The sequence below is a fragment of the Siccirubricoccus deserti genome (assembly GCF_014283215.1).
Classification (GTDB): Bacteria; Pseudomonadota; Alphaproteobacteria; order Acetobacterales; family Acetobacteraceae; genus Siccirubricoccus; species Siccirubricoccus deserti.
This window is the reverse complement of the sequence record NZ_JACOMF010000007.1, coordinates 80,008-104,580: the sequence shown is the minus strand read 5'-3', so window position 1 is coordinate 104,580 and position 24,573 is coordinate 80,008. Positions and strand designations below refer to the sequence as shown.

Genomic DNA, 24,573 nt, shown 5'->3' with positions numbered 1-24,573 from the left:
GATCCCCTGGCGGTGGCGCTGGCGGCCCAGGCGGTGCTGCATGGCAGCGTCGCCGGCTTCCATTGGCGGCTGCTCGGTGCGGCGCCGCGGGCCGCGCTCCTGGCCGGGGTGTCGCCCGGGCTGCAGCGGGTAGCGGTGATGGCACTGGCCGGCGGCCTTGCCGGGCTGGCCGGCGCGGTCGAGGTGCTGGGCGTGCAGTTCCGCATGATCGAAGGCTTTTCTGCCGGCTTCGGCTTCACCGCAGTGGCCGTCGCCCTGGTCGCCGCCGCCAGCCCGCTCACCGCCATCCCGGTGGCGCTGTGCTTCGCCGCGCTGGAGACCGGGGCGCAGGAGCTGGCGCTGGAAACCGGCGTAGCCGCCGCACTGGCGCAGTTGGTGGAGGCGCTGGCGCTGCTCTTCGCGCTGGCGGCGCGGGGGCTGCGGCGGTGATGGCGGGCGAGATGCTGGCGGCCGGGGTCGGCCTCGCCACGCCGCTGCTGCTGGGCGCGCTGGGGGCGATCCTGGCGGAGCGCGGCGGCAGTTCCGCCCTGTCGCTGGAAGGGCAGGTGCTGGCCGGGGCGTTGGCGGCAACCGCGGTGGCGGGGCCGCTCGGGGTTGGCGCGGCGATGGTGGCGGGGCTGGCGGTGGCCGGGGGTGCCGCCTTCGCCACCATCCGCTGCAGGGCCGACCCGTTGGCGACCGGCATCGGCCTTAACCTGCTGGTACTGGGGCTCGCCGGGATGCTGGCACCGTTGCTGCCAGTATTACCCTCCGGCGGGCCGGGGCCGAGCGGCTTCACCTGGCTCGGGTTGCTGCTGGTGCCGGTGCTGGCCTTCGGGCTCGGCCACAGCGCGCCGGGGCTGGCGCTGCGGGCGGCGGGGGAGGATCCCGCGGCGGCGATCGCTGCCGGGCTGCGGCCGGCCCGCCTGCGGGCGCTGGGCATGTTGGCCGGCGGGCTGCTCGGCGGGTTGGCCGGGGCTGCGCTGGCGTTGCAGCAGGACGGCGGCACCGCGAGCGGCCGCGGCTATCTGGCGCTGGCGGCCGTGATCATTGGCCGCTGGCGGCCGGGGACGACGCTGGTGGCGTGCCTGGGCTGCGGCTGCGCGGAGGCGCTGCTGCCGGCCGGCGGTTCGATGGCCCAGCTGGCGCCCTTCGCCCTGGCCCTGCTGGCGTTGGCGGTATTGGGAGGGGGCACGGGTAGGCCGGCGGCGCTCGACCGGCCTATCGACGGCCGCGGATCAGCGCCATCACCACTGCGGTGACCGCCGCCGGCACTATCCAGGAATGCCGCTGGCGCGGCGGCGCCGGGGGCGACACCCGGGCCACCGCCGGGTCGTGCAGCCCGGCCCAGGCACGGGTGAATTCGGCGCCGAGCAGGAAGATCTGCGCCGAGTAGTAGACCCAGAGCAATACCACCATCAGCGCCCCGGCGGCGCCGTAGCTGGTGGCAAAGCTGCTGCTGCCGATGTACCAGCCGATCAGCGACTTCCCCAGGGTAAAGAGGAAGGCGGTGACCAGCGCGCCGACCGCCACATCGCCCCAGGCCACCGGCCGGTCCGGCAGGATCTTGTAGATCGCCGCGAACAGAGCGGCGACCATCAGGAAGGACAGGGTGAAATTCGCCAGGCCGAGCAGCAGCATCACCTCCGGCACCAGCCCGCCGACCCAGGTGGCGAAGGCGGAGAGCGCGGCGCTGGCCAGCAGCGAGACCAGCAGCAGGAAGCCGGTGGCGGCCACCAGCCCGAGGCTGGCGAGCTTCGCCCGCATCAGCCGGGTGACGACGCCGCCGGGCGGCGGGGCGGCCCGCCAGATGGCGTTGAGCGATGATTGCAACTCGCCGAAGACGCCGCTCGCGGTCAGCAGCAGGGTGACCAGGCCGATGATGGTGGCAATGGTGCCGGAGGTCTTGTTGCCGGCGCCGGCGATCATCGCCTCCACCGCTTCGGCGCCGGTGTTGCCGAGCAGGTCGCGGAGCTGTTCGGAAATGGCGCCATGCACCGCATCCTCGCCGAAGATGAGGCCGGCGACGGCGGTGGCGATGACCAGCAGCGGGGCGATAGAGAAGACGGTGTAGTAGGCGATGGCGGCGCCGCGGCTCATCGCATCGTCTTCGATGTAGCCCTCGACGCTGATGCGCAGCAATGCCCAGATCCTTTGCAGCATGCCCACCTCGCCTTGCGCGCCGGCTGAACGGGCCGCGCGCTGTAGGGTTGCAGGTATAGCCGCTTCCGCGCGGCCTGCCGCGCACAGGCTGCAGCGGATTGCATTCACGTAAGAACGCCGCGCCGCGGCAGCCTGTGGTGGCAGAGCAGCTTCCGGCTGGGAGCGTTCAGACCTCGGCCTCTCCCGTCACCAGCCGCCCGTCGCGGACCCGCAGCGCCCGCTGGTGGTACTGCGCGACGGCCGGGCGATGGGCGATGGAGACCAGCGTGGTCCGGGGCAGGCGTTCCTTCAGCAGGCCGTAGAACCGCGCTTCGGCCTCCGGATCCAGGCTGGCCGTCGCCTCGTCCAGGAAGAGCCAGTCCGGCTGCAGCAGCAGGGCGCGGGCCAGCGCCACCCGCTGCTGCTCACCGCCCGACAGCCGGCGGTCCCAGGCATCCGCCTCATCCAGCCGCGACGACAGATGGCCAAGCCCGGCATCCGCCAGCGCCGCCTGCACTGTGGCATCGTCGAACTCCGCCGCATCCCGCGGGTAGCAGAGCACGCGGCGCAGCGAGCCGAGCGGCAGGTAGGGCCGCTGCGGCAGGAACAGCACCGAAGCCCCCTTCGGCACCCGCACCCGCCCGGAGCCGAAGGGCCAGATTCCGGCGATGGCGCGGAACAGCGTGGATTTGCCGGAGCCGGAGGGGCCGGCGATCAGCACCGACTCGCCCGGGGCGATGCTGGCGGCGGCGCCCGACAGCAGCACGCGGCCATCGGGCAGGGCGAGGGTCACGTCCTCCAGCGCCAGATCGGGGCGCGGCTCGGCACTGGCCTCGACACCGGCCCCGGCGGCGCGGGCGCGGAGGATGGCGGCGCGGAAGCCGGTGATGCGATGCACCGTGGCGCGCCACTCGGTCAGCCCGGCGTAGTTGTCGACGATCCAGGACAGCGCACCCTGCACCTCGCCGAAGGCATTCGCCGTCTGGGTCAGGCCGCCGAGCGGGATGCGGCCGCTGAAGAAGCCGGGCGCGGCGACGACGAAGGGGAAGACGATCGCCACCTGGGTATAGCCGGCGGTAAAGAAGGTCAGGCGCTTGGTGGCGATCATGATCGCCCACCAATTCTCGGCCAGTGCGCCGAAGCGCCGCAGCAGGCCGCGCCGCTCATCCGCCTCGCCGCCGTAGAGGGCGATGCCCTCGGCGTTGTCGCGCAGCCGCACCAGGGCGTAGCGGAAATCCGCCTCGACCCGCTGCTGGGTGAAGTTCAGCGTGATCAGGCTGCGGCCGATCCGGTGCGCCAGGCAGGTGCCGACCACCGCATAGGCCAGGGCCACCCAGACCATGTAGCCGGGGATGGAAATGCCGAAGACCATCGCCGGCCCGGACAGACCCCAGAGCACGAGGATGAAGCTGAACAGCGTGACGACGGAGCGCATCAGCCCGAGGCCGAGCGCCAGCGTGTCGTCGACGAACATGCGCAGGTCCTCGGCGATGCGCTGGTCCGGGTTGTCGGTGCCGGGGTCGGTCAGGGCGACACGGTAATAGGCGCGCTCCTCCAGCCAGCGGGCCAGCATCTCTTCCGTCATCCAGCGGCGCCAGCGGATCTGCAGCGCCTGGCGCAGGTAGAGCTGGTAGACCGCGATCAGGATGTAGAGCGCGGCAACGAAGACGAAGCCTGGCATCGGTCCGCTGTCCGTCTGCCGCCACCAGAACAGCAGCGCCCAGAAGGCCTCCGCGTCCTTCTCCTGGAGGGTGTTGAAGAACTCGCGGTTCCAGTAGCTGAGCAGCACGCTCATCCCGACCAGGGAGAGGTTCAGCGCGACCACGACGCCGAGCAGCAGCCGGGCCCGCCAGCGTTCCTCGCTGCGCCAGAAGGGAGCGGCCAGGGCCCAGGCATCGGACAGGAAGGACCCGAGGCGGCGCATGCGGGAATCCTTGGCAGGGATGGGGCGAGCTAGAGCAGATCGCCGCAGGGCGGCATCGCCCGGAGGCGTGGATCTGCTCTGAAAGAACGGCTGGAGCGGATCGCAGTCCTGACTGGGCTGCGATTCGCTCTAGCCGCGGCGCAGGGCGGCGTCCAGCGCCGCCAGCCAGGCCTCCACCCGGCGGCGGTTCACTCCGAAGTCGGAGTAGCCGAACAGGCTGCGGGAATAGAGGAACAGCCCGGCGCCGGCCGGGCCGGAGGCCAGCTCGGCGGCGATGATGTCGGGGAAGTTCGCCACCGCCGAGCGCTGCACCCATTGCACCTGCCGCCGCGCCGGCCATTCGGCGATGCGGGTGGTGCGGGGGAAGCCATCGCCCAGGGTGCGCAGCAGCGGCCAGGCGGTGGCGGCATCCACCGGCAACGGAGGCGTGGTGAGATGCGCCTGGCGATGCGCCCCGGGCGGCGCGGCGAGGCAGGTATTCGGCGAGCCGGGCAATACCAGCGTGCCGAATTCCACCGGCACCGGTGGTGGCAGCCTGTCTCCGGCGCGGCCAAACAGGGCGGCGATCAGCCCGCTCATGCCTGCGACTCCGCGCTGCGGCGCAGGCGGATGACGCCGCGCACGGCTTCGGCCGGCACCGGCTTGCCCTTGCGCAGGATCTCGATGGCGCCTTCCCGCTGCAGGGCCAGGGCGGCGTCCCGCACCGGGCCGAGCAGCGGTTGCCAGGGGGCATCGTCGCCGCCGGCGAGGGCGCGCGCCACCTCGCTCGGGCAGATCGATCTGCCGGCGCCGCAGGCGGCGGTCCGGGCGAGGATTTCCTGGGCGATGGTCGCGGGGCTCGGGTGCGGCATGCCGGGACCATAGAGCAGGGCAGGGGCGATGCCATCCATCCCTTGAGGGTCGTCGCGCCGGCTCAGGGGGCCGGCCGCGCCGCCGTGGGGAATTGCGCGGCCGGACAGGGCAGGGCGGCGGTCGGCATGGCCGGTCCGGCGCATTCCGCCCGCCTGCGCCGTTGCTGCCAGCCCGCCCGCAGCGCGGACGCCGGCACCGGGCGGCCGAACAGCCAGCCCTGCGCCTCCTCGCAGCCGATGCCTTGCAGGAAATCCCGCTGCTCGGTGCGTTCCACCCCTCGGCCACCAGGCGCAGGCCCAGCGCCTTGGCCATGGCCCGCACCGCGCGGAGGATGGCGCCGTCACCGGCATCCTCCGGCAGGTTGTCGATGAAGGAGCGGTCGAGCTTCAGGGTGGAAAAGGGCAGCCGCCGCAGCCGTGCCAGGGAGCCGTAGCCGGTACCGAAATCATCCAGCGCCAGGCCGATGCCGCGGTCGCGCAGCCGGCCGAGCATCCACCGGTTGGCCTCGCCGGCGTCGAGGGCCAGGGATTCGGTCAGCTCCAGCTCCAGCCTTCCGGCGGCAGCCCGCTTGCGGCCAGCGCCGTCCCGCCTGCTCGTGCACCTCAACATAGAGCGCATGGTGAATGCGCTCAAGCGTGCCGTCCCAGTCCAGGCGGTCCAGATAGTCCGAAACCGTGCTCCGGGGTGGCAGGTCCTTCGGCAGTGCCGTCCACTGACAGCCGGTCGAGAGGACGTAAAAGATGGCGTTCAGCATCTCCCACACATCCGCCGTCCGGGGACGCCCGCCGCACTTGGTGGGCCGGATCAGCGGCGCGATCTGCTCCCATTCGGCGTCCGTCAGGTCACTGGGATAGCGCAGCCCGCGCCGGTCACAGGCAGGCGGTGTGCCGGCTTCCACGTGCGGCACCTCCCATCCAGGCGCCCGCGACCGAATCACATCAGGCTCAATAGAACGAACTTCTTTCCGGACGGGCTCTCAGCTCGACTTTGGCCAATTTCGGGAAAAGGCTGCAAGGTCAGTGACTTAGATTGCATTGCCTCGTTCAGAATAAGGCCTTGAAATTATTAGAGTCTCTTCGAGAATTGGCCAAAGTCGAGCTCAGAGTCGGAGTATCCCGGTGCTGCGGCATCTAACGCGCCAGAGTGAACAGCTTCTGCGTCCCAGTACTTTCGTTTCGCTCTTTACCCGCTTGCCATCTTCTTTTTTGGACGTTATACTCCAGACATGATGAGGTGAGGCTCTATATGTCTGGTATCATGCACCGGATGCGCACACTGTTGAACACGCAACTTGGGCGGCGTGGCTACTCGCTCAAATGGAGACCGCCCCATCTGCTCTCCTCGCGAGACCAAGTGATAGAACTGAGCTTCGCCACACTGGCCGCACATCTAATGCTGACCACGCCGCGGCCGTTCTTCATCGGAATCGGGGCAAATGACGGGGTGACCCACGATCCCATTTTCCCCTTTATCCGCGACTTCGGCTGGCGCGGCATCATGGTCGAGCCTATCCCAGAGGCTTTCGCGAAGCTAAAGGATAATTACGCGCCATACCCGGATGTCACGCTTATTGAGGCGGCCGTCGGCAAGATTGACAGCGTCGGCGTCATCTACAGCATCGATATGTCCACACCGAATTCCCTGTCGATGTCCCTGCATTCGTCATTCAGCCGGGACGTCCTCCTGAAAGGCCGGCAATGGCATTCCGGACTGGAGAGCCACATCGTCGAACGGCAGGTCCCCATCATCTCGTTCGAGACACTCCTTAGGAGCACAAAGGGGCAGCCCGTGGACGTCCTGAAGATCGATGCCGAGGGTTACGACCTGGAAATCCTGAAAACGATTGACCTGGAGGCCCTTGCACCGCAACTGGTGCTGGTGGAGCACGCGAACATTCAGCGGTCCGGCAAGATAGAAATGGCGGAGCGTCTCAGCGCAGCGGGTTATCGGGTTGAGCTCACCTCACTTGATATGCTGGCATACAAGGAAGGAGCCTACCGTAGGGCTCAGCTTTACGTCTGATCTCGAGGCGAACACAGCTCGAAGAAAAAGGCGCGAGGAATCTCTACCTGAGCCTCGTCCTCAGAGCCCTTCCGGAAAGATTTTGAATCTGTTGAGCCTGCTGTGATTCAGTCGCGGGCGCCTGGATGGAAAGTGCCGCATGTGGAAGCCGGAACACCGTCGTGCCTGTGACCGGCATGGCCTGCGCTCCCCAATGACCTGACGGACGCCGAATAAGCGCTGGATCGTGGAGAGGACGCTCGCTTGGATCAGCCGCTGGCGTAGGCTGGCCCGCGACTACGAGCGTCACGCACGCAAAGCTGCCGCCTTCATCCGCTTGGCTATGATCCGCCTCATGCTCCGGCGCCTCGCTGTAAGCCCTTCAGGCTGAAGCAGAACTTCCCGGAAGGTCTCTGAGGCATCGCCGGCAAGCGAAGAAGGCAAATGCGCTCTGTCCGGGCACGCCCGGGCCAGGCCCGCGCAACCATGTACCCACCAAAATCAGCCAGTTGCGGATATCCAGTTCAAGCCCGGCCATGACCGTGAGGCGGCCGAGGCGTCGCGGCGCAGCCACCCTCTGCGGCGCCCGGCATCGTGCTCTGAAACATCTGAACCCAGAGTGATTTCACGCAGACCGTTCCAGCCTGGCTGAAGCCACGCTACGCGAAGCGCTCCACCAGCGCCCCCGGGGCGGGGGCCGCGGCGATCTCGCGGATGATCTTCCGGCGCACCGCCGTCTCGAAGGCCTCGAAGCCCTCGGCCACCACCAGGAAGGCGCCCGGGCCGCCGATGACCTCCTCGCGGTAGTAGGTATCGAGCGGCGGCAGGGCGGCGGCGAGGGAGAGCGGGGTCGGGGTCCGATCCAGCACCGCCAGCCCGTTCAGCACGATGCCCTGGGCCAGCGCCTCGGCCCGCGCCTCTGCGACCGGGCGGCCGGAGTTGTTCACCCCGTCGCCGGAGATGTCGATCACCTTGCGGATCCCCTCGAAGCCCTGGCCGAACTGTTTGGCGGCGTAATCCATGGCGCCGGAGATGGAGGTGTAGAGCCAGGTCCGGCGCGGCGCGGCGGCGATGGCATCGGCGAAGCGGTTGGCGGAGGCCGGGCCGTCCAGCTGGGTCCAGGGCACCACGAGGTTCTGGATGTGCCAGTCGGACCAGGTGAACATGGTACAGGCGATGGCGCCGAGCGGCCCGCCCATGATGCCTTCGATCAGCCGGGGGTCGCGGAAGGCAGCCTCATAGCCGGAGAATTGCATCTCCTGCTCCTCGGGGTCGACGGAGCGGCTGACGTCCACCGCCAGGACCAGCTCGACATCGACCGGCACGGTGGCCCGGGCAGCGGTGGTGCGGAAGACAACGGGCGCGGCAAGTGCGGCTCCGAGGAAATTGCGGCGATTCATGCGACCCCCTTCTGCGCCGGGTCCGGCCGGCACGCGGGCTGCGGACCGGTCCGATCGGCGGACTCAGGCAAGGGCCGTGGCGGCAATCTCTCCCGTTCTAGGGTGCCAGATAGACCATTTTATGCTGCACTGCAAGATGTTGCATCGCAGCATGGCCTGGCAGCGGTTCAGAAGCCGCCGCCAGCCGCCAGCCACGCAGCTTCCGCCGGCGTGCTCTCCCGGCCCAGCGCCGCGTTGCGATGAGGGAAGCGGCCGAAGCGGGCAATTACCGCGCGATGCCTCCAGGCGTAGTCGATGGTGCCACCCGGGGCGCGATGCAGCGGGCGGTCGCGCAGCCCCTCGAACAGCGCGACCGAGAGGTCCTGGTCGGCCATCGCCTCGGAATGCTCGAAGGGCAGGTACAGGAAGCTGCGCCCCGTCGCCGAGAGGGCGAGGTCGTGGCGGTCGCGCAGCACCGCGGCGCGGGCAATGCTACGGGCCCGGGCATCGCAGGCGAAGGCCTCGGCACTGCCGCGGTGCAGGTTGCGGGGGAACTGGTCGAGCAGGATGCAGAGCGCCAGCGCGCCCTCCGGCGTTGCCGCCCAGGCATCGCAGCTACCCTGCCGCGCTGCCGGCAGCCAGGCGCCGAAGCGCTGGCGGATGGCGGTGTCGAAGGCATCGTCGCGCTGGAACCAGCGAGGCTGGAAGCCCTCCCGGTTGCCGGCGAACCAGAAGTCGAGGATGTCCTGCGGGCTCATGTCAATGCCATCTCCAACACGCGCACGCTGTGCAGCGCCTGCCGCCCGGCCAGATCGGCGATCTGGTGGCGGCAGGAGGTGCCGTCGGCGACGATCAGATCCTCGGCCGGTGCCGCCCGCACCGCCGGCAGCAGCGACAGCTCCGCCATCGCCTTGCTGGTCGCGAGGTTCGCCGCCTCATAGCCGAAGCTGCCGGCCATGCCGCAGCAGGAGGAGGTGATGGGGGTGACCTTCAGCCCGGGCACCAGGGTCAGCATCGCCACTGCGGCGGGGAAGGCGGAGAAGCTCTTCTGGTGGCAATGGCCATGGATATGCGCCGCCGGCGCCACCGGCTTCAGGGCGAGGCCTGGCTTCTCCCGCGTCAGGAATTCGGAGAGCAGCAGGGCGCGCCCGGCGAGGCGCTGCGTCTCCGGCCCGGGCAGCAGGCTGGGGAATTCGTCGCGCAGGGTGAGCAGCGAGGAGGGCTCGATGCCGATCACCGGGCTGCCGAATCCCGACAGCGCCGCCAGGGTGCGGCGCGCCTCGGCCCGCGCCTCCTCCACCAGCCCGGCGGCGAGCAGGGTGCGGCCCTCGTCCAGCGGCCTGGTGCCGCGCGGGGGGCGGGCGACGGTGGGACGGTAGCCGGCGGCGTTCAGCACCCGGGCGGCGGCGCGCAGGTTCTCCGGTTCGAAATAGCGGTTGAACAGGTCGGGCAGGAGGATGACCTCGCCCTCCCGCCCGTCCGGCGCTGGCAACTCGGCGTCGTGGAAGGCATCGGCGCGGAAGCGGGGCAGCCGGCGCTCGGCGGCGAAGCCGAGGAGTTTCTCCGTCAGTGTGGCGAGGCCGGGCACCCAGCCACGGGCATTGGCGACCCAGGGCGCCATCGCCGCATAGGGCGCCCAGCGTGGCATGGTGGCGATCAGCCGGTCCTTGGCGTTGATGCCGCGCTCCCGCGCGCGCGCCGCCATGGCCTCGATCTTCAGCTTCGCCATGTCGACGCCGGTCGGGCATTCGCGCCGGCAGCCCTTGCAGGAGACGCAGAGCGACAGCGCCTCATGCACCTGCTCCGACGCCAGCCCGCCCGGCAACTGCCGGGTCAGCGCCAGGCGCAGCGTATTGGCCCGGCCGCGCGTCAGGTGCTGCTCGTCGAGCGTGACCCGATAGCTCGGGCACATGACGTTGGCGTCGAATTTCCGGCAGGTGCCGTTGTTGTTGCACATCTCCACCGCGCCCAGCAGCCCGCCCTGGGGACCAGGCCAGGCGGACCAGTCGAGCACCGGCGTCACCTTCGGATCGGCGGCATACTCCGGGCCGTAACGGAACAGGCTGCGGTCATCCATCCGCGGTGGTCGTACCACCCGGCCGGGGTTGAGCAGGTTGCCCGGGTCGAAGCCATCCTTCACCGCCTCGAAGGCGCGGGCGATGCGGCTGCCGAACATCGGCTCGTTGAACTCCGAGCGGACGATGCCATCGCCATGCTCGCCGCTGTGCGAGCCCTTGTATTCACGCACCAGGGCGAAGCATTCCTCGGCGATCTCGCGCATGCGGCGCACATCGCCCGGATCCTTCATGTTCAGCACCGGCCGGACATGCAGGCAGCCGACCGAGGCATGGGCATACCAGGTGCCCTTGGTGCCGTGCCGCTCGAACACTTGGTTCAGCCGCTCGGTGTAGTCACCGAGGTCGGGCAGGGCGACGGCGCAATCCTCGATGAAGGAGACCGGCTTCCCATCGCCCTTCATGCTCATCATGATGTTGAGGCCAGCCTCCCGCACCTCGGCGACGGCGGCCTGGAAGCCGGGATCGACGGCGCGCACCACCTGGCCGGGCAGGCCGAGGTCGCCCATCATCTCCTCTAGCCGGTCCAGCGCCGCCAGCAGCGGCGCATCCTCATGGCCGTGGAATTCGACGATCAGCAGGCTGTCCGGCTCGCCGATCAGCATCCTGTCGATGGTGGCGCGGAACAGCGGGATGCTGCGGCCGAGGTCGATCATGGTGCGATCGACCAGCTCCACCGCCTCCGGGTCGAGCGTCACCAGATGCTGGGCCGCATCCATCGCCCGGCGGAAGCTCGGGAACTGGCAGATGCCGAGCATCTTGCGCGGCTTCACCGGCCACAGCTTCAGATCCAGCGCGGCGGAGAAGGCCAGGGTCCCCTCGCTGCCGACCAGCAGCCGGGCGAGGTTGCCGCGGCCCTCGGCGCGGGCGGCGGGCGTCAGGCATTCGATGTTGTAGCCGCCGACACGGCGGAGCTGGTTGGGAAAGCGGGCGGCGATCTCCTCCGCCTCCCGCGCGCCGAGCGCCCGCAGCCGCTGGATCAGGTCGGCGACGCCGGCGGGCACCCCGGCGCCAAGGTTGTCGGGCAGCGCGCCGAAGCTGAAGCACGTGCCGTCGGCCAGCAGCGCGTCGATGGCGGTGACGTTGTCGGCCATCAGCCCATAGCGGATCGACTTGCTGCCGCAGGAGTTGTTGCCGGCCATGCCGCCGATGGTGCAGCGCGCCCAGGTCGAGGGATCAACCGGGAAGAATTTCCTTGAGCGCGCCAGCCCAGCGTTCAGCGCACCCAGGGTGATTCCCGGTTCGACCCGTGCCGTATCGCCTTCGACGCTGATGACGCGCTTCAGGTATTTCGTGCAGTCGATCACCAGGGCGCGGTTCACCGTCTGGCCGCACTGCGAGGTGCCGCCGCCGCGCGCCAAGACCGGCACCCCGGCCTCCCGGCAGATCGAGAGCGCGGCCTCGACATCGGTGATGCTGCGGGGCACCAGCACCCCCACCGGCTCGATCTGGTAGATGCTGGCATCGGTGGCGTAGCGGCCGCGGTCGGCGGCGGACCACAGCACCTCGCCCTCGGTCTCGCGGCGGAGCCTCGCGGCCAGGGCGCTGTCGCCGATCGGGGCCGGCGTGCGGGTCAGGGCATTCATGCGTCGGTATCCTGCGGCAGCAGCACCAGCGGTGCCTCGGCCTGACGGGTTTCAAGCAGGTGATGGGCATGGGCGGCGTCGCGCAGCGGCAGGGGCTGCCCGGCCTCCGCCCGGACCGCGCCGCTTGCCAGCATGGCGAAGAGCGCCGCGCTCATCGCCTCCAGCGCCGGGCGTTCGGCGATGTAGTGGAAGACGATCGGCCGCGACAGGCTATTGGAGCGCGCCGCGAGGCGGGCGATCTGGAAGGGCGGGATGGCGCCGGAGGCTTGGCCGAAATTCACCAGATGCCCGCGCCATGCCAGGCATTCGAGCGAACCGTCGAAGGTCTCCTTGCCGACCGAATCATACGCGACATCAACGCCGCGCCGGTCGGTGATCGCCATGACGCGCGCGACGAAATCCTCCTCCCGGTATTGGATGACATGGTGGCAACCGGCGGCGCGGGCCAGCTCCGCCTTCGCCGCCGAGCCGGCGGTGCCGATGACGGTGGCACCGAGCTGCACCGCCCATTGGCAGAGCAGCCGGCCGACGCCGCCCGCCGCCGCATGCACCAGCAGGGTCTGGCCGGGCTCCACGCGATGGACCTGGCGCAGCAGCATCTCCGCCGTCAGCCCTTTCAGCAGCACCGTGGCGGCCAGAAGGTCGGGCATCCCCGCCGGCAGCTTCAGCGCCAGCCGGGCCGGCAGCAGCCGTTCCGAGGCATAGGCACCGTAGCCGCCGGTGACATAAGCCACGCGATCGCCGGGAGCGAAGCCGGTGACGCCGATGCCGGTCTCCTCAACCACGCCGACGGCCTCGATGCCCGGCACGCCGGGCAGGGGCAGGGTGCGGTAGAGACCGGAGCGGACGTAGCAATCGTGGAAATTCACCCCGATGGCGGTCTGCCGCAGCCGCAGCTCGCCCGGGCCGGGGCGGCCGACCGCCACCGCTTCGAGGCGCAGCACCTCGGGCCCGCCATGGTCGCGGAGCATGATGGCCTGGGCCATGGGGACGTATCCTTCGTGCTGGTCCTGCCGGGTGGCGGGAGACTACCGGCGATGCCAGCCCCTGTCCGATCTATAATCCTCATCAATCCAACAAGGGCTTCTCATTGGCGGCTTGCCATGGATCAACGGCATAACCGCCCTGACAAGAGGAAACCCGCCATGGCCTATTTCCAGTCCAAACCCGCCGCCGGCCGCCACTTCCTGCAAATTCCGGGGCCCACCAACGTGCCCGACCGCGTGCTGCGCGCCATGGACAATCCGACCATGGACCACCGTGGCCCGGATTTCGGCAGGTTCGGCGCCCAGCTGCTGGAGAAGCTGCGGAGCGTCTTCAAGACCGAGGGGCCGGTGGTGATCTACCCCGCCTCCGGCACCGGCGCCTGGGAGGCCGCGCTGGTCAATACCCTCTCGCCCGGCGACCGGGTGTTGATGTGCGAGACCGGCTGGTTCGCCCATCTCTGGCGGGAGATGGCGGAGCGGCTCTCGCTGAGGCCCGAGTTCATCCAGACCGACTGGCGCCGCAGCGCCGACGCCGCCGGCATCGAGGCGGCGCTGCGCGAGGACAAGGCGCATGGCATCAAGGCCGTCTGCGTCGTGCACAATGAAACCAGCACCGGCTGCACCTCCCGCATCGACGAGGTGCGCCGGGCGATCGATGCCGCCGGCCATCCGGCGCTGCTGCTGGTCGATACCATTTCCTCGCTGGGGTCGATCGACTACCGGCATGATGAATGGGGCGTCGATGTCACCGTCGCCGGCAGCCAGAAGGGGCTGATGCTGCCACCCGGCCTCTCCTTCAACGCCATATCCGAAAAGGCGCGGCGGGCGGCCGAGACGGCGAAGCTGCCGCGCAGCTTCTGGGACTGGCGGCCAATGCTGGTCGCCAACGCCACCGGCTACTTCCCCTATACCCCGGCGACCAACCTGCTCTACGGGCTGGATGCCGCGGTCGACATGCTGACCGAGGAAGGGCTGGAGAATGTCTTCGCCCGCCACGACCGCTTCGCCGAGGCGACGCGCCGTGCCGTCCGCGCCTGGGGTCTCGAGATCCAGTGCGCGGAGCCGCGGCATTATTCCTCGGCGCTGACTGCGGTGCGGCTGCCGGAGGGGCACAGCGCCAATGCGCTGCGCGCCACCATCCTCGATAAATTCAACATGTCGCTCGGCAATGGCCTCGGCCAGTTGAACGACCGGGTGTTCCGCATCGGCCATCTCGGCGATTTCGGGCCGTTGTCGCTGATCGGCACCCTGGGCGGGGTGGAGATGGGGCTGGGGGCGGCCGGCGTGCCGCACAAGCCGGCCGGCGTGCAGGCGGCGATGAGCTACCTGAACGGCAATGCGTAGCGGGGTGCTGCGCCTTTTCCGTCATGCGCGGGCTTGACCCGCGCATCCGAGGCCGAGGCGGAACCATTGGGCTGGATGGCCGGACCAAGCCCAACCATCACGGGTTCGGGCGAGGCGTCGGTGTACCCGGCCCTGGTCAGCGCCGCACGGCGCTCACCTCGATCTCGACCAGCCAGCCGGGATTGACCAGCCCGGCCACCTGCACGACCGAGCGTACCGGCAGGTTCGGCTGCTGCGGCGTGCCGAAGAACTCCCGGTAGCCCTGCATGAACCCGTCGAAGTCCATTCGGCCATCATGCACCGGGTCGCCGACCAGGAAGGCCTGCATCCGGACCACGTCGCCCATGCCGAGCCCGAGGCGGCTGAGGGTCGCCTCAATGCTGCGAAGCGTGCCGATTGTCTGCCTCCGCATGTCGCCGCCATAGGCCGCGACCGTATCGGGCGGCGCCGCGCGATCCACGAGCGGCGGCACCGCGCCGCTGAGATGCACCATCGTCGCATTGGCGGGCACCTCCACCGCCGCGGCGATGGGGAAGTCCGAATTCGGAATCGGGTGCCGCACGACATCCTGCGCCGCCGCCGGGGCAGCGGCCGCGAGGCCGATCAGCAGGCCGAGGCCTGGCCACCCACCGTGGATGCGCCGCGTCATCATCCCTGCCTTCATCATCGCATCGCCCCCACATCCGCCGCCGCCACCGCCTCCCGGTAGTCATTGCCGAAATGGGTGCGGATGAAACCCACGACCGCCGCCACCTGCTCGTCGTCGAGGAACGCGCCCACGGCGGGCATGGCGCGCTGGCCCTTCAGTACCAGCGCCAATGGGTAGCCGGCCACCGCGAGCTTCGGGTTGTTCGCCAGGGAGGGGTAGGCGGCGGCGCCGGCGGCGCCGCGCCCATCGGGCATATGGCAGCCCTGGCACATCGCGCGGTACACGCCCGCGCCGTCCCGCGCCTCCACTTTCGGCCGTGCCGCGTAGGGTGCCTCGCGTGGCTGCGCCAGCGCCAGGTCACCGCCGGCGGCGGCAGCCATCATGGCGAGAAGGATCCGGTTCCGCCGCATGGCGGTCACCCTCCCACCACGCGCCGGTGCAGGCGCGACACCGCATCGAGCGAGGAGAGGATCGCGCCCTCCTGCCAGGCCGGCAGATGGGAGGCGTGCTCGCCAGCCAGCAGCAATCTTCCGTCCATGGCACAGAGATCGGCGTAATGCTCGTCGCGCAGCGCCCCGGTCCAGTGACCGGCGCAGCCGAGGGCCCAGGGCACGCGGTGCCAGCCGACGGAGATGCCCGTCTCGAATTCCTCGCGGTACTGCCGCGGGTGGAGCTGCGCGCCCCATTCGACGGCGCGGCGGACCCGCTCCTCCGGCGGCAGGGCGGTCAACTCATAGGCGTGGACGCCGCCATAGGGATAGGCGCCGAGCAGCACACCCTTGCCGCCGGACAGGAACCCGCTGGATGGGTAGGAGATCTGCGAGATCGGCAGGTCGGTGTAGGACACGCCCCCGAAGATCGCCTCGTCCTCCTCCCAGAAGCGGCGGCGGAACTGCAGCCCGACCTTCGCCGAGGCATCGTAGGAGATGGCGTCGATCGCGGCGCGCATCCGCGGGCCGACAGCCATCTTCGTCTGGCTGAGCACCGTGAGCGGGATGGTGCAGAGGCACCAGTCGGCGCCGGAGGTCAGCGGCTCGCCGCCCTGCCGCGCATCGACATGGGCCACCGTAACGCCGCTCTCGGACTGGCCGATCTCCGTTACCTTGCGGCCGAAGCGCACCACCTCGGGTCCCAGCGCATGGAACAGGGCTTGAGCGATCATGTCCATGCCGCCCACCGGCTGGAACATGGTGGTCTGGAACTCGTACAGCATGCCATTCGCCAGGTAGCGCCAGAGCCCCGAGCGCATCAGCTCGCGCATGTCGAGCGGCCCGGCGAGTTTCGGCGCACCGTCCGGCCCGCCGCCCGGGTCCCGCGCGAAGCCGCGGCGCTCGCTGGTGAGGAGGCTTTCCCGGTAGGCGTAGTCGCGGTCCAGCGCGCCCCAGCGCTGCAGCGCCGCCAGCAGCGCCTCCCTGTCGTCGCGCGTCACCTCGCCATCCAGCCGGTCCTGCCGCGCGACCTTGGCCAGCAGCTCGGAGGTATGGCCGATGAAATCCGCCTGCACCTCCCGGAAGCGCTGGGGCTTGCCGCCAAAGGCATGGGTGTTGTGCAGCCAGGCGTTGTGGTTGACCTGCACGAAAGGCTCGAGCGCCACGCCGTAGCGGCGGCAGTAATCCAGTATGGCGGAATGATTGTAGGGGATGCGCCACGGGCCGGGGTTGAAGTACAGGCCACGGTCGAACGCGCAGCGCTGGGTGGCGCCGCCAAGCTCAGTGTAGGTGTCGCCGCCTCGGATGGTCCAGCAGCGGCCGCCGGCGCGGTTCTGGTATTCCAGCACCTCGACCTTGTAGCCGGCCTTGCGCAGCTCGATCGCCGCGACCAGCCCGGTGAGCCCGGCGCCGAGGATCAGCACCGAGGCGCCGCGCGCATCCCCCTCCAGCCGGATCGGGCCACGGTAGGTCGACTGCGCCGCATGGCCGAGGCTGGTCATCGCCTCGTACATCACCGCGGCGCCGGCCACGGTGCCGATCATGGCAAGCAGATCCCGGCGGGTTCGGGGCGATTCCGGTGCGTTTGCCTCGCGCATACCGACATCCTCCTCGCCTGGCCGTACCGGCCTCGGGGGGCCGCAGGGTGGTGCTGCGTGAATGTGCCTGCCGCATCGGGACGCGGTCGTGCCGCTCCGTCCGATCGTTGCGGTGGAAGCAGCCTGATTCACGAGCCGATCATTCCATCGGGCGGCGCATGCTCTAGCGGTTGGACTCGCCCGTCACGCGCTGGACCATGGCCCAGAGCGCGCTGAGCTGCACGCCATCCTTCGTCAGGTACCGGCTGTCATAGGCGTAGCCCCACCAATTCCAGCAGCCGCGCGGGTTGGTGTTGAAGGCATCGGTCAGCCTGGGCGGGTTGAAATCAGCCGTCGTCACCACGCTCGCCTGCGGATAGAGCACCAGGATGCGGTTGGCCTCGGCCCAACGGTTGAGACCGCTGTGGCGGATGAAGTCCTCGCCGATCTGCGCCAGCGTCTGCCGGCAGCCATGCAGCGCGACATGCAGCCGGCAGGAGGTGGCAGCCGCCTCGCAGCCCTCCGGGACGTAGAGGATGCCGACCTCGCCCAGCCCGTGCCGCCGCGTCGCGCCGCCGGGGGCGAATTCGCGCTGGTCGAAGCGGCGCAGCCCGGCCTCTCGTGCCGGCACCGGGGGTGACAGCGGGCCGTACAGCGCCTGCAGCAGCGCCCCGGCCAGGTCGAAGTCGCAATCGTTGAGGAAGGGCGGCGCATGCGCGGCGCAGACGCCGCCAAAATCCGTGGTGATCCAGCCATGGCCGGGGTGGCCGGCGGGCAGGCTGCCCTGTCGCAGGGTGATCGCTGTCTCCGGCACCCCCAGCCCCTGGTACAGCGCCACCGCGCGCCGCACCGTCTCGCCGTTCACCACCTGATCGCCATCCCCGGTGAAGGCGTAGACCCGGGCACCGGCGAGCGCCGCCGGCGGGTCGATCCGCCCCGCCTCCGCCAGCCGCCGCACCAGCCCCGCATAGGCCGCCACCGGCCGCAGCCGCGCCGGCACCGCCATGCAGGGCCCGGTCGCCAGCGCGGCGAGGGAGCGGAGCGTCCCATCGGGACCGAGGCTGTCCACCGCGCAGCCATAGAGCCCGCCGGCGACCAGCCCGACGCCCATGATCCCGGTGGAATGCGCGATGTGCAGCTGCGCCGCCATGAAGGCGCCGGAGGAGAGGCCGGAGACCGAGACCTGGCGCGGATCGGCGCCATGCCGCCCGAGCGGCGCCTCGGCCGCCGCCGGCAGCGCCAGCAGCAGCAGCGCGGCCAGCAGCCGTCGCATCGGCTAACCCCCGCGGGTGGCGGCCAGCAGCAGCGCCTTCCATTCGTCGAGCGCCGCGAGCGCCCGCTCCTGGAGGATGCCGGTGGCCTCGGCATTGGCGCGGGCGGTGATCTCCAGCATCGCATTCGCCTGCGCCGTGCCTTCCAGGATCGCCGCCTTCAGCGACTCGACCGGCGCGGTGACGATGCTGCGCGGATCGCTGGAGATGGGCATCGCCAGATCCGGCAAACGCGGTGGTTGCCGGCCAAGCGCCGTCAGCCCCTCGATCGCGCTGCGCTGCGCCTCTGCCAGCGCGTTCAGGTTGCCGAGCTGCAGCCGCAGCAGACCGCCGAGGAATGCGCCGGCATCGAAGACTGGACCTGGCATGCTGGACTCCTGGCCGGGTGACCCGGCCTGTTGCGCCGCAGCATGATACGCCGGATTGCCGAGTCCGGGGCAAGGACCATGGTCACACCGCAGCCTGTCTTGCACCCCACCCCCGGGCGGTCCCATCGTGCCGGTGAAATCCTGGGAGGGATGCCGATGCCCGCAGCCGCCGCCGCGCCGGAGGGGCGCAAGCCCATCGAGGTCTGGACCTGGCCGACGCCGAACGGCCACAAGGTGCATATCCTGCTGGAGGAACTCGGCCTGCCCTACACGGTGGTGCCGGTCAACATCGGCGCCGGCGACCAGTTCAAGCCGGAATTCCTTGCCATCACGCCGAACCACCGGATTCCGGCCATCGTCGATCCCGAGGGGCCGGAGGGCACGCGCTTCACGCTGTTCGAGAGCGCCGCCATCATGATCTACCTGGCGGAGAAGACCGGCTCGACGCTGCTGCCGGCGAATCCGGCGGCGCGCTATCATTGCCTGCAATGGCTGATGTTCCAGATGGGCGGCGTCGGGCCGATGTTCGGCCAGTACAACCATTTCGCCAATTATGCGGCGGAGAAGCTGCCCTACGCCATCGAGCGCTACACCAACGAGGTGGCGCGGCTGCACCGGGTGCTCGACAAGCGGCTGTCGGCAAGCCCCTATCTGGCAGGCCCTGAGTACAGCATCGCCGACATCGCCACCTTCCCCTGGATTCGCAATCCGGAACGCCGGGGGATTGATCTGGCGCATTACCCCGCGGTGCGGCGGTGGCATGATACGATCGCGGCGCGGCCGGCGGTGCAGCGTGGCGTCGCGGTGCTATCGGAGCGACAGCGTCGTGGCGCCATCACCGATGCCGAGCGCGAGGTGATGTTCGGCAAGAAGCAATTCGCGGTGCGCTGACCGCGGCGCCGGCAGGACGCCGCGCCGGGCGGGTGAGGCAATGCGCCGCATGGCGGCGCCTCAATAACGCGCCGCATGGCGGCGACGGGGGAACCATGGCGGAGATCGACCACATCGTGCTGGGCGCCCGGACGCTGGAGGAAGGCGCCGCCTTCGTCGTCCAGCACCTGGGCGTGAAGCCGAAGCCGGGCGGCCGGCACGAGGGCTTCGGCACCCACAACATGCTGCTCGGCCTCGGTCGCGGCTGCTACCTGGAAGTGATCGCGCCCGATCCCGAGCAGCCGGCACCGGCGCATCCGCGGCCATTCGACCTCGACGACCCGGGGCTGCGCATGGCGCTGGAGGCCGAGCCGCGGCTGATCGCCTGGGTGGCGCGCACCCCGGTGCTGGATGCGGTGGTCGCCCGCCTCGGCCCGCGCGCCGGTGAGGTGAAGTCGATGAGCCGCGGCGATCTCTCCTGGCGCATGGCCTTCCCGCCGCAGCGCCAGGACATGGACAACCTCATTCCGGCGCTGATCCAGTGGCAGGGGGAGGGTGCCTCCTCCCGACTGCCGGACAGCCATGTGCGCCTGCTGCAGCTGGAAGCGGAACACCCGGATGCGGATGCGGTGCGGGCGGCACTGGCCGAGCGCGGGCTCGAGGATGTGCTGAAGCTGCGCCGCAGCCCGCATGCCCGCCTGGTCGCCCGGCTGAAGCGGCTGGATGGCACGGAGGTCGCACTGTCCAGCGGCTGAAGCCGCTGCCGCACGCGCCTGCCCGGTGGCCAGGGCCGCCAGCGGAATGGGCTGTGCAGTCACCCGCCGTCAAGCTTCGCGCAAGGAAAGCATCGCCAGGATCTTGATGGCTGGGTTGCAGCCGGCACCTTCTTCCCGCACCAGCTTCCGTGATAAGGAGGCATTGCACCGGGCGGTGGAACTGGCTCTTTGGGGCCCAATCCTGAGGCGTAATGGATGCGGGAGTCCGATCCCGGGTATGCGGTTCCTGATGGCCCGGTGGCGGCGGCACAAATGTCCGCCCCGCCCCGGTTGCGTTCGGATGCCGAGACGCTGTGCTCAACCGCGGGCTGGCCGGTAGCGCCAGACGCTGGCCGGCGGGATGTTGCGCGGCGTCCAGGCCTCCCGCCGCGCCGAAAGCCCGAGCCGGCGCCAGGGCAGCGGCGAGGTGATGCAATAGGTGTAGAGCAGGAAGCCGCGGCCGGGCGCCACCGCCTCCACCGCGTCGACGAAGCGCCGCTGCTGCTCGATCGGCAGCATGACCAGCGGGATGCCGCAGATCGCAGTGCCAACCTTGCCGTGCAGCCGTTCCGGCAGGGCCTTCGGCAGCTCGAAGGCGTCGCCGCAGATGACATCGACGCCGGGCAGCGCCTGGCGCAGATGCTCGGCCATGTCCGGCACGATCTCGATCACAACCAGCCTCTCCGCCGGCACCCCGGCGTCGAGCAGCGCGCGGGAGACCACGCCGGTGCCGGCGCCGAGCTCCACCACCACCTCGTCGGGCGCGCGCTCGACCAGCGCGGCGATTCGGCGGCAGAGGCTGGGCGACGAGGGGATAACGGAGCCCATCTGCAACGGGTTCGCCAGCCAGCGGCGAAAGAACAGGGCGGCATTCGCACCGCCGTTCGGGGTTGCCGCACTGCTCGCCGTCATTCCGGGCATGAGGTTCTCCGCTGCTGCCATCGCGCCCCGGATCGGGGGCACTGCGCTTCCCTAAGGTCCCGGCAGCAGACGGCACAGAGCCGTTCGGGTTCCCGGCAGGGGGTGGCACATGAATTTCATGGGCCGGTCACATGACGGCGCGCGTCCTGGTCGTTGATGATATCACGGCAAATCTGCGCCTGCTCGAGGCGAAGCTGCTGAACGAATACTACGATGTCACCCTGGCCGCCTCGGGGCTGGAGGCGCTGGCGGCGGTCGCCCGGGCGGCCCCGGACGTGATCCTGCTCGACGTCATGATGCCTGGCATGGATGGCTACGACGTCTGTCGCCGCCTGAAGGCCGACCCGGCCACCGCTCACATCCCCGTGGTGATGGTCACCGCTCTGGTCGACCAGTCGGAGCGGGTGCGGGGGCTCGAGGCCGGGGCGGATGATTTCCTCTCGAAGCCGGTCGACGACGCGACGCTGTTCGCCCGACTGCGGGCGCTGTTGCGGGTGAAGCAGGTGCAGGATGCCTGGCGGCTGCGCTCGGAGACGGCGCAGGAACTGGGTTTCGAGCCGCCGGCCGAGCCAGACCTCAGCATCGCCGGCGCCACCGCGCTGGTTCTGGCCGAATCGGCCGGGGAGGCGGCCGCGGTGGCGGCGATCCTGGCCGCGGACGAGGTTGTTGTGCGGACCGAAACCGCGCCCGAAGAGGCCATGGCGGCGCTGGCGGGCGGTAGCTTCGATCTGGCGGTGCTCTGCCTCGCCCTGACTGGCGGCGATGAACTGCGGCTGGCGTCACGGCTGCGCGCCCAGACGGCGACGCGCGACCTGCCGGTGCTGCTGGTGGCGGATGCCAGCCAGCGCAGCATGGTGCTGCGCGGCTTCGACCTCGGCGCCAACGACCATGTGCTGCGGCCGATCGATGCCAATGAGTTGTGCGCCCGCAGTCGCAACCAGATCCGTCGGAAGCGCTACCAGGAACGGCTGCGCGCCGATCTCGACCGGTCGCTGGAACTCGCGGTGACCGATCCGCTGACCGGACTGCGCAACCGCCGCTACGTGTTGCGCCACCTGGAAGGCGTGCTGCGCGGCTCGGGCGCCGCGGTGCTGCTGATGGATGTGGACCGCTTCAAGGCGATCAATGACCGCCACGGCCATGCCGCCGGCGACGCCGCCCTGCATGAGGTGGCGCAGCGGCTGAAGACGCATCTTCGGGCGGCCGATGTGGTGGCGCGCTATGGCGGCGAGGAGTTCATCGTGGTGCTGGCCGGCGCCCCGGCGGAATACGGCGCCATGGTGGCCGAGCGGCTGCGCGCCGCGCTGGCGAATGACCCGATCTCGATCGGCGGCCTTCTGCTGCCCATCACCGCGAGCATCGGCCTGGCCATGGTGCAGATGGGAACCAGCGCGGCCGGCGCGATCAATGCTGCGGATGCGGCGCTGTATCGGGCCAAGGCGGCGGGGCGGAACCGGGTGGAGCTCGCCACCCCGGAAGATCACGCGCAGGCGCAGGCAAAGGCGGAAGCCCAGGCAGCCGCGCGGATCAGCTGACCCGGCGGCACAACGGCTTCCGCCGGATCATTTGATCTTGGATTCGCGGAAGACGACGTGCTTCCGGACGACTGGATCGTACTTCTTGAGCTCCAGCTTGCCGGTGGTGTTCCGGACATTCTTCTTGGTCACATAGAAGAAGCCGGTCTCGGCGCTGCTGACGAGCTTGATCTGAATGGTGTTCGACTTGGCCATGACGAAGCCTGCGTATCCATGTTGCGCCGTGCGGGCAGACTCGGCCTGACGGCGGCGGGGAGAAGGGGACGCAACCTAACCCCGGCCGGCTGCACGTCAAGCGCAATCGCGCGCGGGCACGGAGTCCGGGGCTCCGGCCTACAGCGGAGGAGTGGCGTTCATGCCTGACCGTCACCCCCGCTATGGTCCCTTGTTCATAAGGCGGATTCGCGCTCCGGGCGTCGCGCCCCGCTGCGGTCAGCCCTATTGCGCCAGCGCCGCGGCATAGGTTTCCGGCTGCTCCAGCAGGGTTCGCGCCACCGCCAGATCGGCAGGGCGCCCCTCGGCCGGCGGGCAGGTGTTGCGCAGCGCCGCCACCTCGCTGCCCGGTACCGGCGCCCGGGCCGCCCGCAGCCGGGCCAGCGGCAGCGCCATCGGCGCCTCACCCTGCCGCAGTCGGACCAGGGCCCCGGCCGTCGCCTCGGTGCCGAGGCTGGTGCAGACCATGGGCAGCACGCCCAGCCCCTGGATCGGCCAGCCCAGCGGCGCCAGCACGCGCGACCAGCTCACCAGAAGCTCAGCCCCGTTCGGCAGCGGCACCACCAGCTGGATCAGCCCCTTGCCGGTGCTGGCGCTGCCGACCACCACCGCCCGGCCGCGATCCGCCAGCGCCGCGGCAACGATCTCGGCGGCCGAGGCAGTGCGGCCATCGATCAGCACCACCACTGGCAAGCCCTCCGCCTGGTCCGGGCCGCTGGCTTCCCAGCGCCGGGCCGCATCGGGATGGCGGCCGGCGGTCTGCCCCACCAGCCCGCCGGGCAGGAAGGCGCTGGCCACCGCCGCCGCCTGGCCGAGCAGCCCGCCACGGTTGCCGCGCAGATCGAGCACCACCCCGCGCGGCCGCGGTGGCCGCAGCCCGTCCCGCAGCGCGCCGATCAGCCGCGTCTCGGTGAGGGCGGAGAAGGCGTCCAGCCGAATCCACAGCGCATCCTCCCGCCGCTCCGCCTGCAGCGGCTCTGGCACCCCGGGAATCCGGTGGAGCAGCGCATCGAATCGGCGCCCGCCGCGCTGCAGCCGCAGCGTGACGGCGGTGCCGGCCGGGCCTTCCAGCAGGGTGGCGGCGGCGGCGAGGTCGTCGACCGAGACCCCGATCCCGTCCACCGCCAGCACCTGGTCGCCGGGCCGCAGCCCGGCCTGCGCCGCCGGCCCCTCCGGCAGAAGCGCCGCCACCACCACCCTCCGCCCTCGCCCGGCGGCAAGTCGCAGCCCTAGTCCTGCCTGGCCAACCCGGCGGGTGCGCGTCGCCACCGCCTCGGCGGGCGAGACGTAGCGGCTGTAGGGATCGAGGTGGTTGAACAGCTCCTCGAAGGCACTGCGCAGCATGCCGTCCTGGCCGGCCCGGCGCAGCGCCGGGGAGCTGCGCCAGGCGACGTCGAACAGCGCGGCGAGGGTGACCGCCAGCGGCACCGCGGCGGCATCCGACGCCGTCCCGGGCGGTGGCTGCGGGACCGGGCGGGAGGCGACCAGCCGGTCGGCCCGCGACAGCAGCAGGGTGCCGGCGCGCAGCTCGGGCTTCAGGCCTGGCTCCAGCACCTCAAGCCCGCGCAGGCTCCAGAGCGCCAGCTCGGCCGGGGAGGCGGCTTCGAGATGGCGCTCCAGCACCACGCCCAGGGCGACAGCCAGCACCAACTGCACCTCGTCGCGCGAAAAGGGCGCGTCTCCGGCCCGTGCCGGGCCGAACAGCAGCAGCAGGAACA

At 70.4% G+C, this 24,573-nt stretch carries 24 protein-coding genes and 3 pseudogenes; 8 read left to right on the top strand and 19 right to left on the bottom strand.

All coding sequences use genetic code 11. The annotated features are described in order from the left end of the window. Window positions 1-12: 12 nt before the first annotated feature. Both H7965_RS08605 and H7965_RS08600 read left to right on the top strand, forming a co-directional pair. Complete coding sequence (locus tag H7965_RS08605) at window positions 13-429, top strand: ABC transporter permease subunit (protein WP_186770155.1); 417 nt, start codon at window positions 13-15, stop codon at window positions 427-429. Continuing rightward, window positions 429-1,241 (top strand): ABC transporter permease subunit, encoded by an 813-nt coding sequence (locus H7965_RS08600; RefSeq protein ID WP_186770154.1) that lies wholly within the window; start codon window positions 429-431, stop codon window positions 1,239-1,241. The genes H7965_RS08605 and H7965_RS08600 overlap by 1 nt, the downstream gene beginning before the upstream one ends. Here H7965_RS08600 and H7965_RS08595 read toward each other — a convergent pair. The 7 genes and pseudogenes from H7965_RS08595 to H7965_RS30805 all read right to left on the bottom strand — a co-directional run. Next, on the bottom strand, window positions 1,201-2,142 hold the full coding sequence (locus H7965_RS08595; protein WP_186770153.1) for a YihY/virulence factor BrkB family protein: 942 nt from the start codon (window positions 2,140-2,142) through the stop codon (window positions 1,201-1,203). The two genes, H7965_RS08600 and H7965_RS08595, sit on opposite strands and share 41 nt — an antisense overlap. A 166-nt stretch (window positions 2,143-2,308) precedes the next feature. Beyond that, window positions 2,309-4,045, bottom strand: a complete 1,737-nt coding sequence (locus H7965_RS08590) for an ABC transporter ATP-binding protein/permease (RefSeq protein WP_186770152.1) — start codon at window positions 4,043-4,045, stop codon at window positions 2,309-2,311. Window positions 4,046-4,174: 129 nt separating this feature from the next. Further along, a complete protein-coding gene (locus H7965_RS08585; protein ID WP_186770238.1) occupies window positions 4,175-4,624 on the bottom strand; it encodes a DUF1499 domain-containing protein in 450 nt (149 codons plus the stop codon). Further along, window positions 4,621-4,935, bottom strand: a complete 315-nt coding sequence (locus H7965_RS08580) for a DUF3253 domain-containing protein (protein ID WP_229682539.1) — start codon at window positions 4,933-4,935, stop codon at window positions 4,621-4,623. The genes H7965_RS08585 and H7965_RS08580 overlap by 4 nt, the downstream gene beginning before the upstream one ends. Before the next feature lie 23 nt (window positions 4,936-4,958). Then, the gene (locus tag H7965_RS08575; RefSeq protein ID WP_186770151.1) at window positions 4,959-5,171 is read right to left on the bottom strand and encodes a hypothetical protein; all 213 of its coding nucleotides are present in this window, start codon (window positions 5,169-5,171) and stop codon (window positions 4,959-4,961) included. Between the two features lie 59 nt (window positions 5,172-5,230). Further along, a pseudogene (locus tag H7965_RS31930) lies at window positions 5,231-5,506 on the bottom strand (EAL domain-containing protein); the annotation flags it as partial. After that, window positions 5,478-5,795: pseudogene (locus H7965_RS30805) on the bottom strand (transposase); the annotation flags it as partial. The pseudogenes H7965_RS30805 and H7965_RS31930, both read right to left, overlap by 29 nt. 347 nt (window positions 5,796-6,142) lie before the next feature. Between H7965_RS30805 and H7965_RS08565 the strand changes: the two are divergent. Beyond that, window positions 6,143-6,919: an FkbM family methyltransferase gene (locus H7965_RS08565; protein ID WP_186770149.1), complete on the top strand. Its 777-nt coding sequence runs from the start codon at window positions 6,143-6,145 to the stop codon at window positions 6,917-6,919. Window positions 6,920-7,133: 214 nt separating this feature from the next. Then, window positions 7,134-7,289 (top strand): annotated as a pseudogene (locus H7965_RS08560) (transposase); the annotation flags it as partial. Between the two features lie 268 nt (window positions 7,290-7,557). Here the strand turns inward: H7965_RS08560 and H7965_RS08555 are convergent. From H7965_RS08555 to H7965_RS08540, 4 genes are all read right to left on the bottom strand, one after another. Continuing rightward, window positions 7,558-8,298, bottom strand: a complete 741-nt coding sequence (locus H7965_RS08555; protein ID WP_186770147.1) for a DUF1194 domain-containing protein — start codon at window positions 8,296-8,298, stop codon at window positions 7,558-7,560. A gap of 167 nt (window positions 8,299-8,465) precedes the next feature. Beyond that, entirely contained in the window at window positions 8,466-9,035 is a 570-nt protein-coding gene (locus tag H7965_RS08550) for a DUF924 family protein (protein ID WP_186770146.1), read from the bottom strand. Next, window positions 9,032-11,938, bottom strand: coding sequence for an FAD-binding and (Fe-S)-binding domain-containing protein (locus tag H7965_RS08545; protein ID WP_186770145.1), 2,907 nt, complete (start codon window positions 11,936-11,938; stop codon window positions 9,032-9,034). The genes H7965_RS08550 and H7965_RS08545 overlap by 4 nt, the downstream gene beginning before the upstream one ends. Next, window positions 11,935-12,924, bottom strand: a complete 990-nt coding sequence (locus tag H7965_RS08540; RefSeq protein ID WP_186770144.1) for a quinone oxidoreductase family protein — start codon at window positions 12,922-12,924, stop codon at window positions 11,935-11,937. The genes H7965_RS08545 and H7965_RS08540 overlap by 4 nt, the downstream gene beginning before the upstream one ends. Window positions 12,925-13,083: 159 nt before the next feature. On the opposite strand from H7965_RS08540, the gene H7965_RS08535 reads away from it, so the two are divergent. After that, the gene (locus H7965_RS08535) at window positions 13,084-14,268 is read left to right on the top strand and encodes a pyridoxal-phosphate-dependent aminotransferase family protein (protein WP_186770143.1); all 1,185 of its coding nucleotides are present in this window, start codon (window positions 13,084-13,086) and stop codon (window positions 14,266-14,268) included. Window positions 14,269-14,404: 136 nt separating this feature from the next. Here H7965_RS08535 and H7965_RS08530 read toward each other — a convergent pair whose 3' ends face one another. From H7965_RS08530 to H7965_RS08510, 5 genes are all read right to left on the bottom strand, one after another. Continuing rightward, window positions 14,405-14,917 carry a RidA family protein gene (locus H7965_RS08530; protein ID WP_186770142.1) on the bottom strand — a complete coding sequence of 171 codons (513 nt, stop codon included), beginning with the start codon at window positions 14,915-14,917 and terminating at the stop codon, window positions 14,405-14,407. A 14-nt stretch (window positions 14,918-14,931) separates the two neighbouring features. Next, the gene (locus H7965_RS08525; protein ID WP_186770141.1) at window positions 14,932-15,327 is read right to left on the bottom strand and encodes a c-type cytochrome; all 396 of its coding nucleotides are present in this window, start codon (window positions 15,325-15,327) and stop codon (window positions 14,932-14,934) included. A 5-nt stretch (window positions 15,328-15,332) separates the two neighbouring features. Further along, window positions 15,333-16,889 (bottom strand): flavin monoamine oxidase family protein, encoded by a 1,557-nt coding sequence (locus H7965_RS08520; protein WP_229682538.1) that lies wholly within the window; start codon window positions 16,887-16,889, stop codon window positions 15,333-15,335. Window positions 16,890-17,106: 217 nt separating this feature from the next. Next, window positions 17,107-18,195, bottom strand: a complete 1,089-nt coding sequence (locus tag H7965_RS08515) for an extracellular catalytic domain type 2 short-chain-length polyhydroxyalkanoate depolymerase (protein ID WP_186770139.1) — start codon at window positions 18,193-18,195, stop codon at window positions 17,107-17,109. 3 nt (window positions 18,196-18,198) lie between these two features. Next, the gene (locus H7965_RS08510) at window positions 18,199-18,561 is read right to left on the bottom strand and encodes a hypothetical protein (RefSeq protein ID WP_186770138.1); all 363 of its coding nucleotides are present in this window, start codon (window positions 18,559-18,561) and stop codon (window positions 18,199-18,201) included. Window positions 18,562-18,717: 156 nt separating this feature from the next. Here H7965_RS08510 and H7965_RS08505 point away from each other — a divergent pair, with 156 nt between their 5' ends. Continuing rightward, a complete protein-coding gene (locus H7965_RS08505; protein ID WP_186770137.1) occupies window positions 18,718-19,452 on the top strand; it encodes a glutathione S-transferase N-terminal domain-containing protein in 735 nt (244 codons plus the stop codon). Window positions 19,453-19,547: 95 nt separating this feature from the next. Continuing rightward, window positions 19,548-20,186, top strand: a complete 639-nt coding sequence (locus tag H7965_RS08500) for a VOC family protein (RefSeq protein ID WP_186770136.1) — start codon at window positions 19,548-19,550, stop codon at window positions 20,184-20,186. Window positions 20,187-20,504: 318 nt separating this feature from the next. Here the strand turns inward: H7965_RS08500 and H7965_RS08495 are convergent, their stop codons facing one another. After that, complete coding sequence (locus tag H7965_RS08495; RefSeq protein WP_186770135.1) at window positions 20,505-21,107, bottom strand: class I SAM-dependent methyltransferase; 603 nt, start codon at window positions 21,105-21,107, stop codon at window positions 20,505-20,507. A 131-nt stretch (window positions 21,108-21,238) separates the two neighbouring features. Here H7965_RS08495 and H7965_RS08490 point away from each other — a divergent pair, with 131 nt between their 5' ends. After that, window positions 21,239-22,642, top strand: a complete 1,404-nt coding sequence (locus H7965_RS08490) for a PleD family two-component system response regulator (RefSeq protein ID WP_186770134.1) — start codon at window positions 21,239-21,241, stop codon at window positions 22,640-22,642. A gap of 27 nt (window positions 22,643-22,669) precedes the next feature. On the opposite strand, the gene rpmG is transcribed toward H7965_RS08490, so the two are convergent. Both rpmG and H7965_RS08480 read right to left on the bottom strand, forming a co-directional pair. Next, the gene (rpmG, locus tag H7965_RS08485) at window positions 22,670-22,837 is read right to left on the bottom strand and encodes a 50S ribosomal protein L33 (RefSeq protein ID WP_186770133.1); all 168 of its coding nucleotides are present in this window, start codon (window positions 22,835-22,837) and stop codon (window positions 22,670-22,672) included. Between the two features lie 243 nt (window positions 22,838-23,080). Continuing rightward, window positions 23,081-24,502, bottom strand: a complete 1,422-nt coding sequence (locus tag H7965_RS08480) for a S41 family peptidase (protein ID WP_186770132.1) — start codon at window positions 24,500-24,502, stop codon at window positions 23,081-23,083. Between the last annotated feature and the right edge of the window lie 71 nt (window positions 24,503-24,573).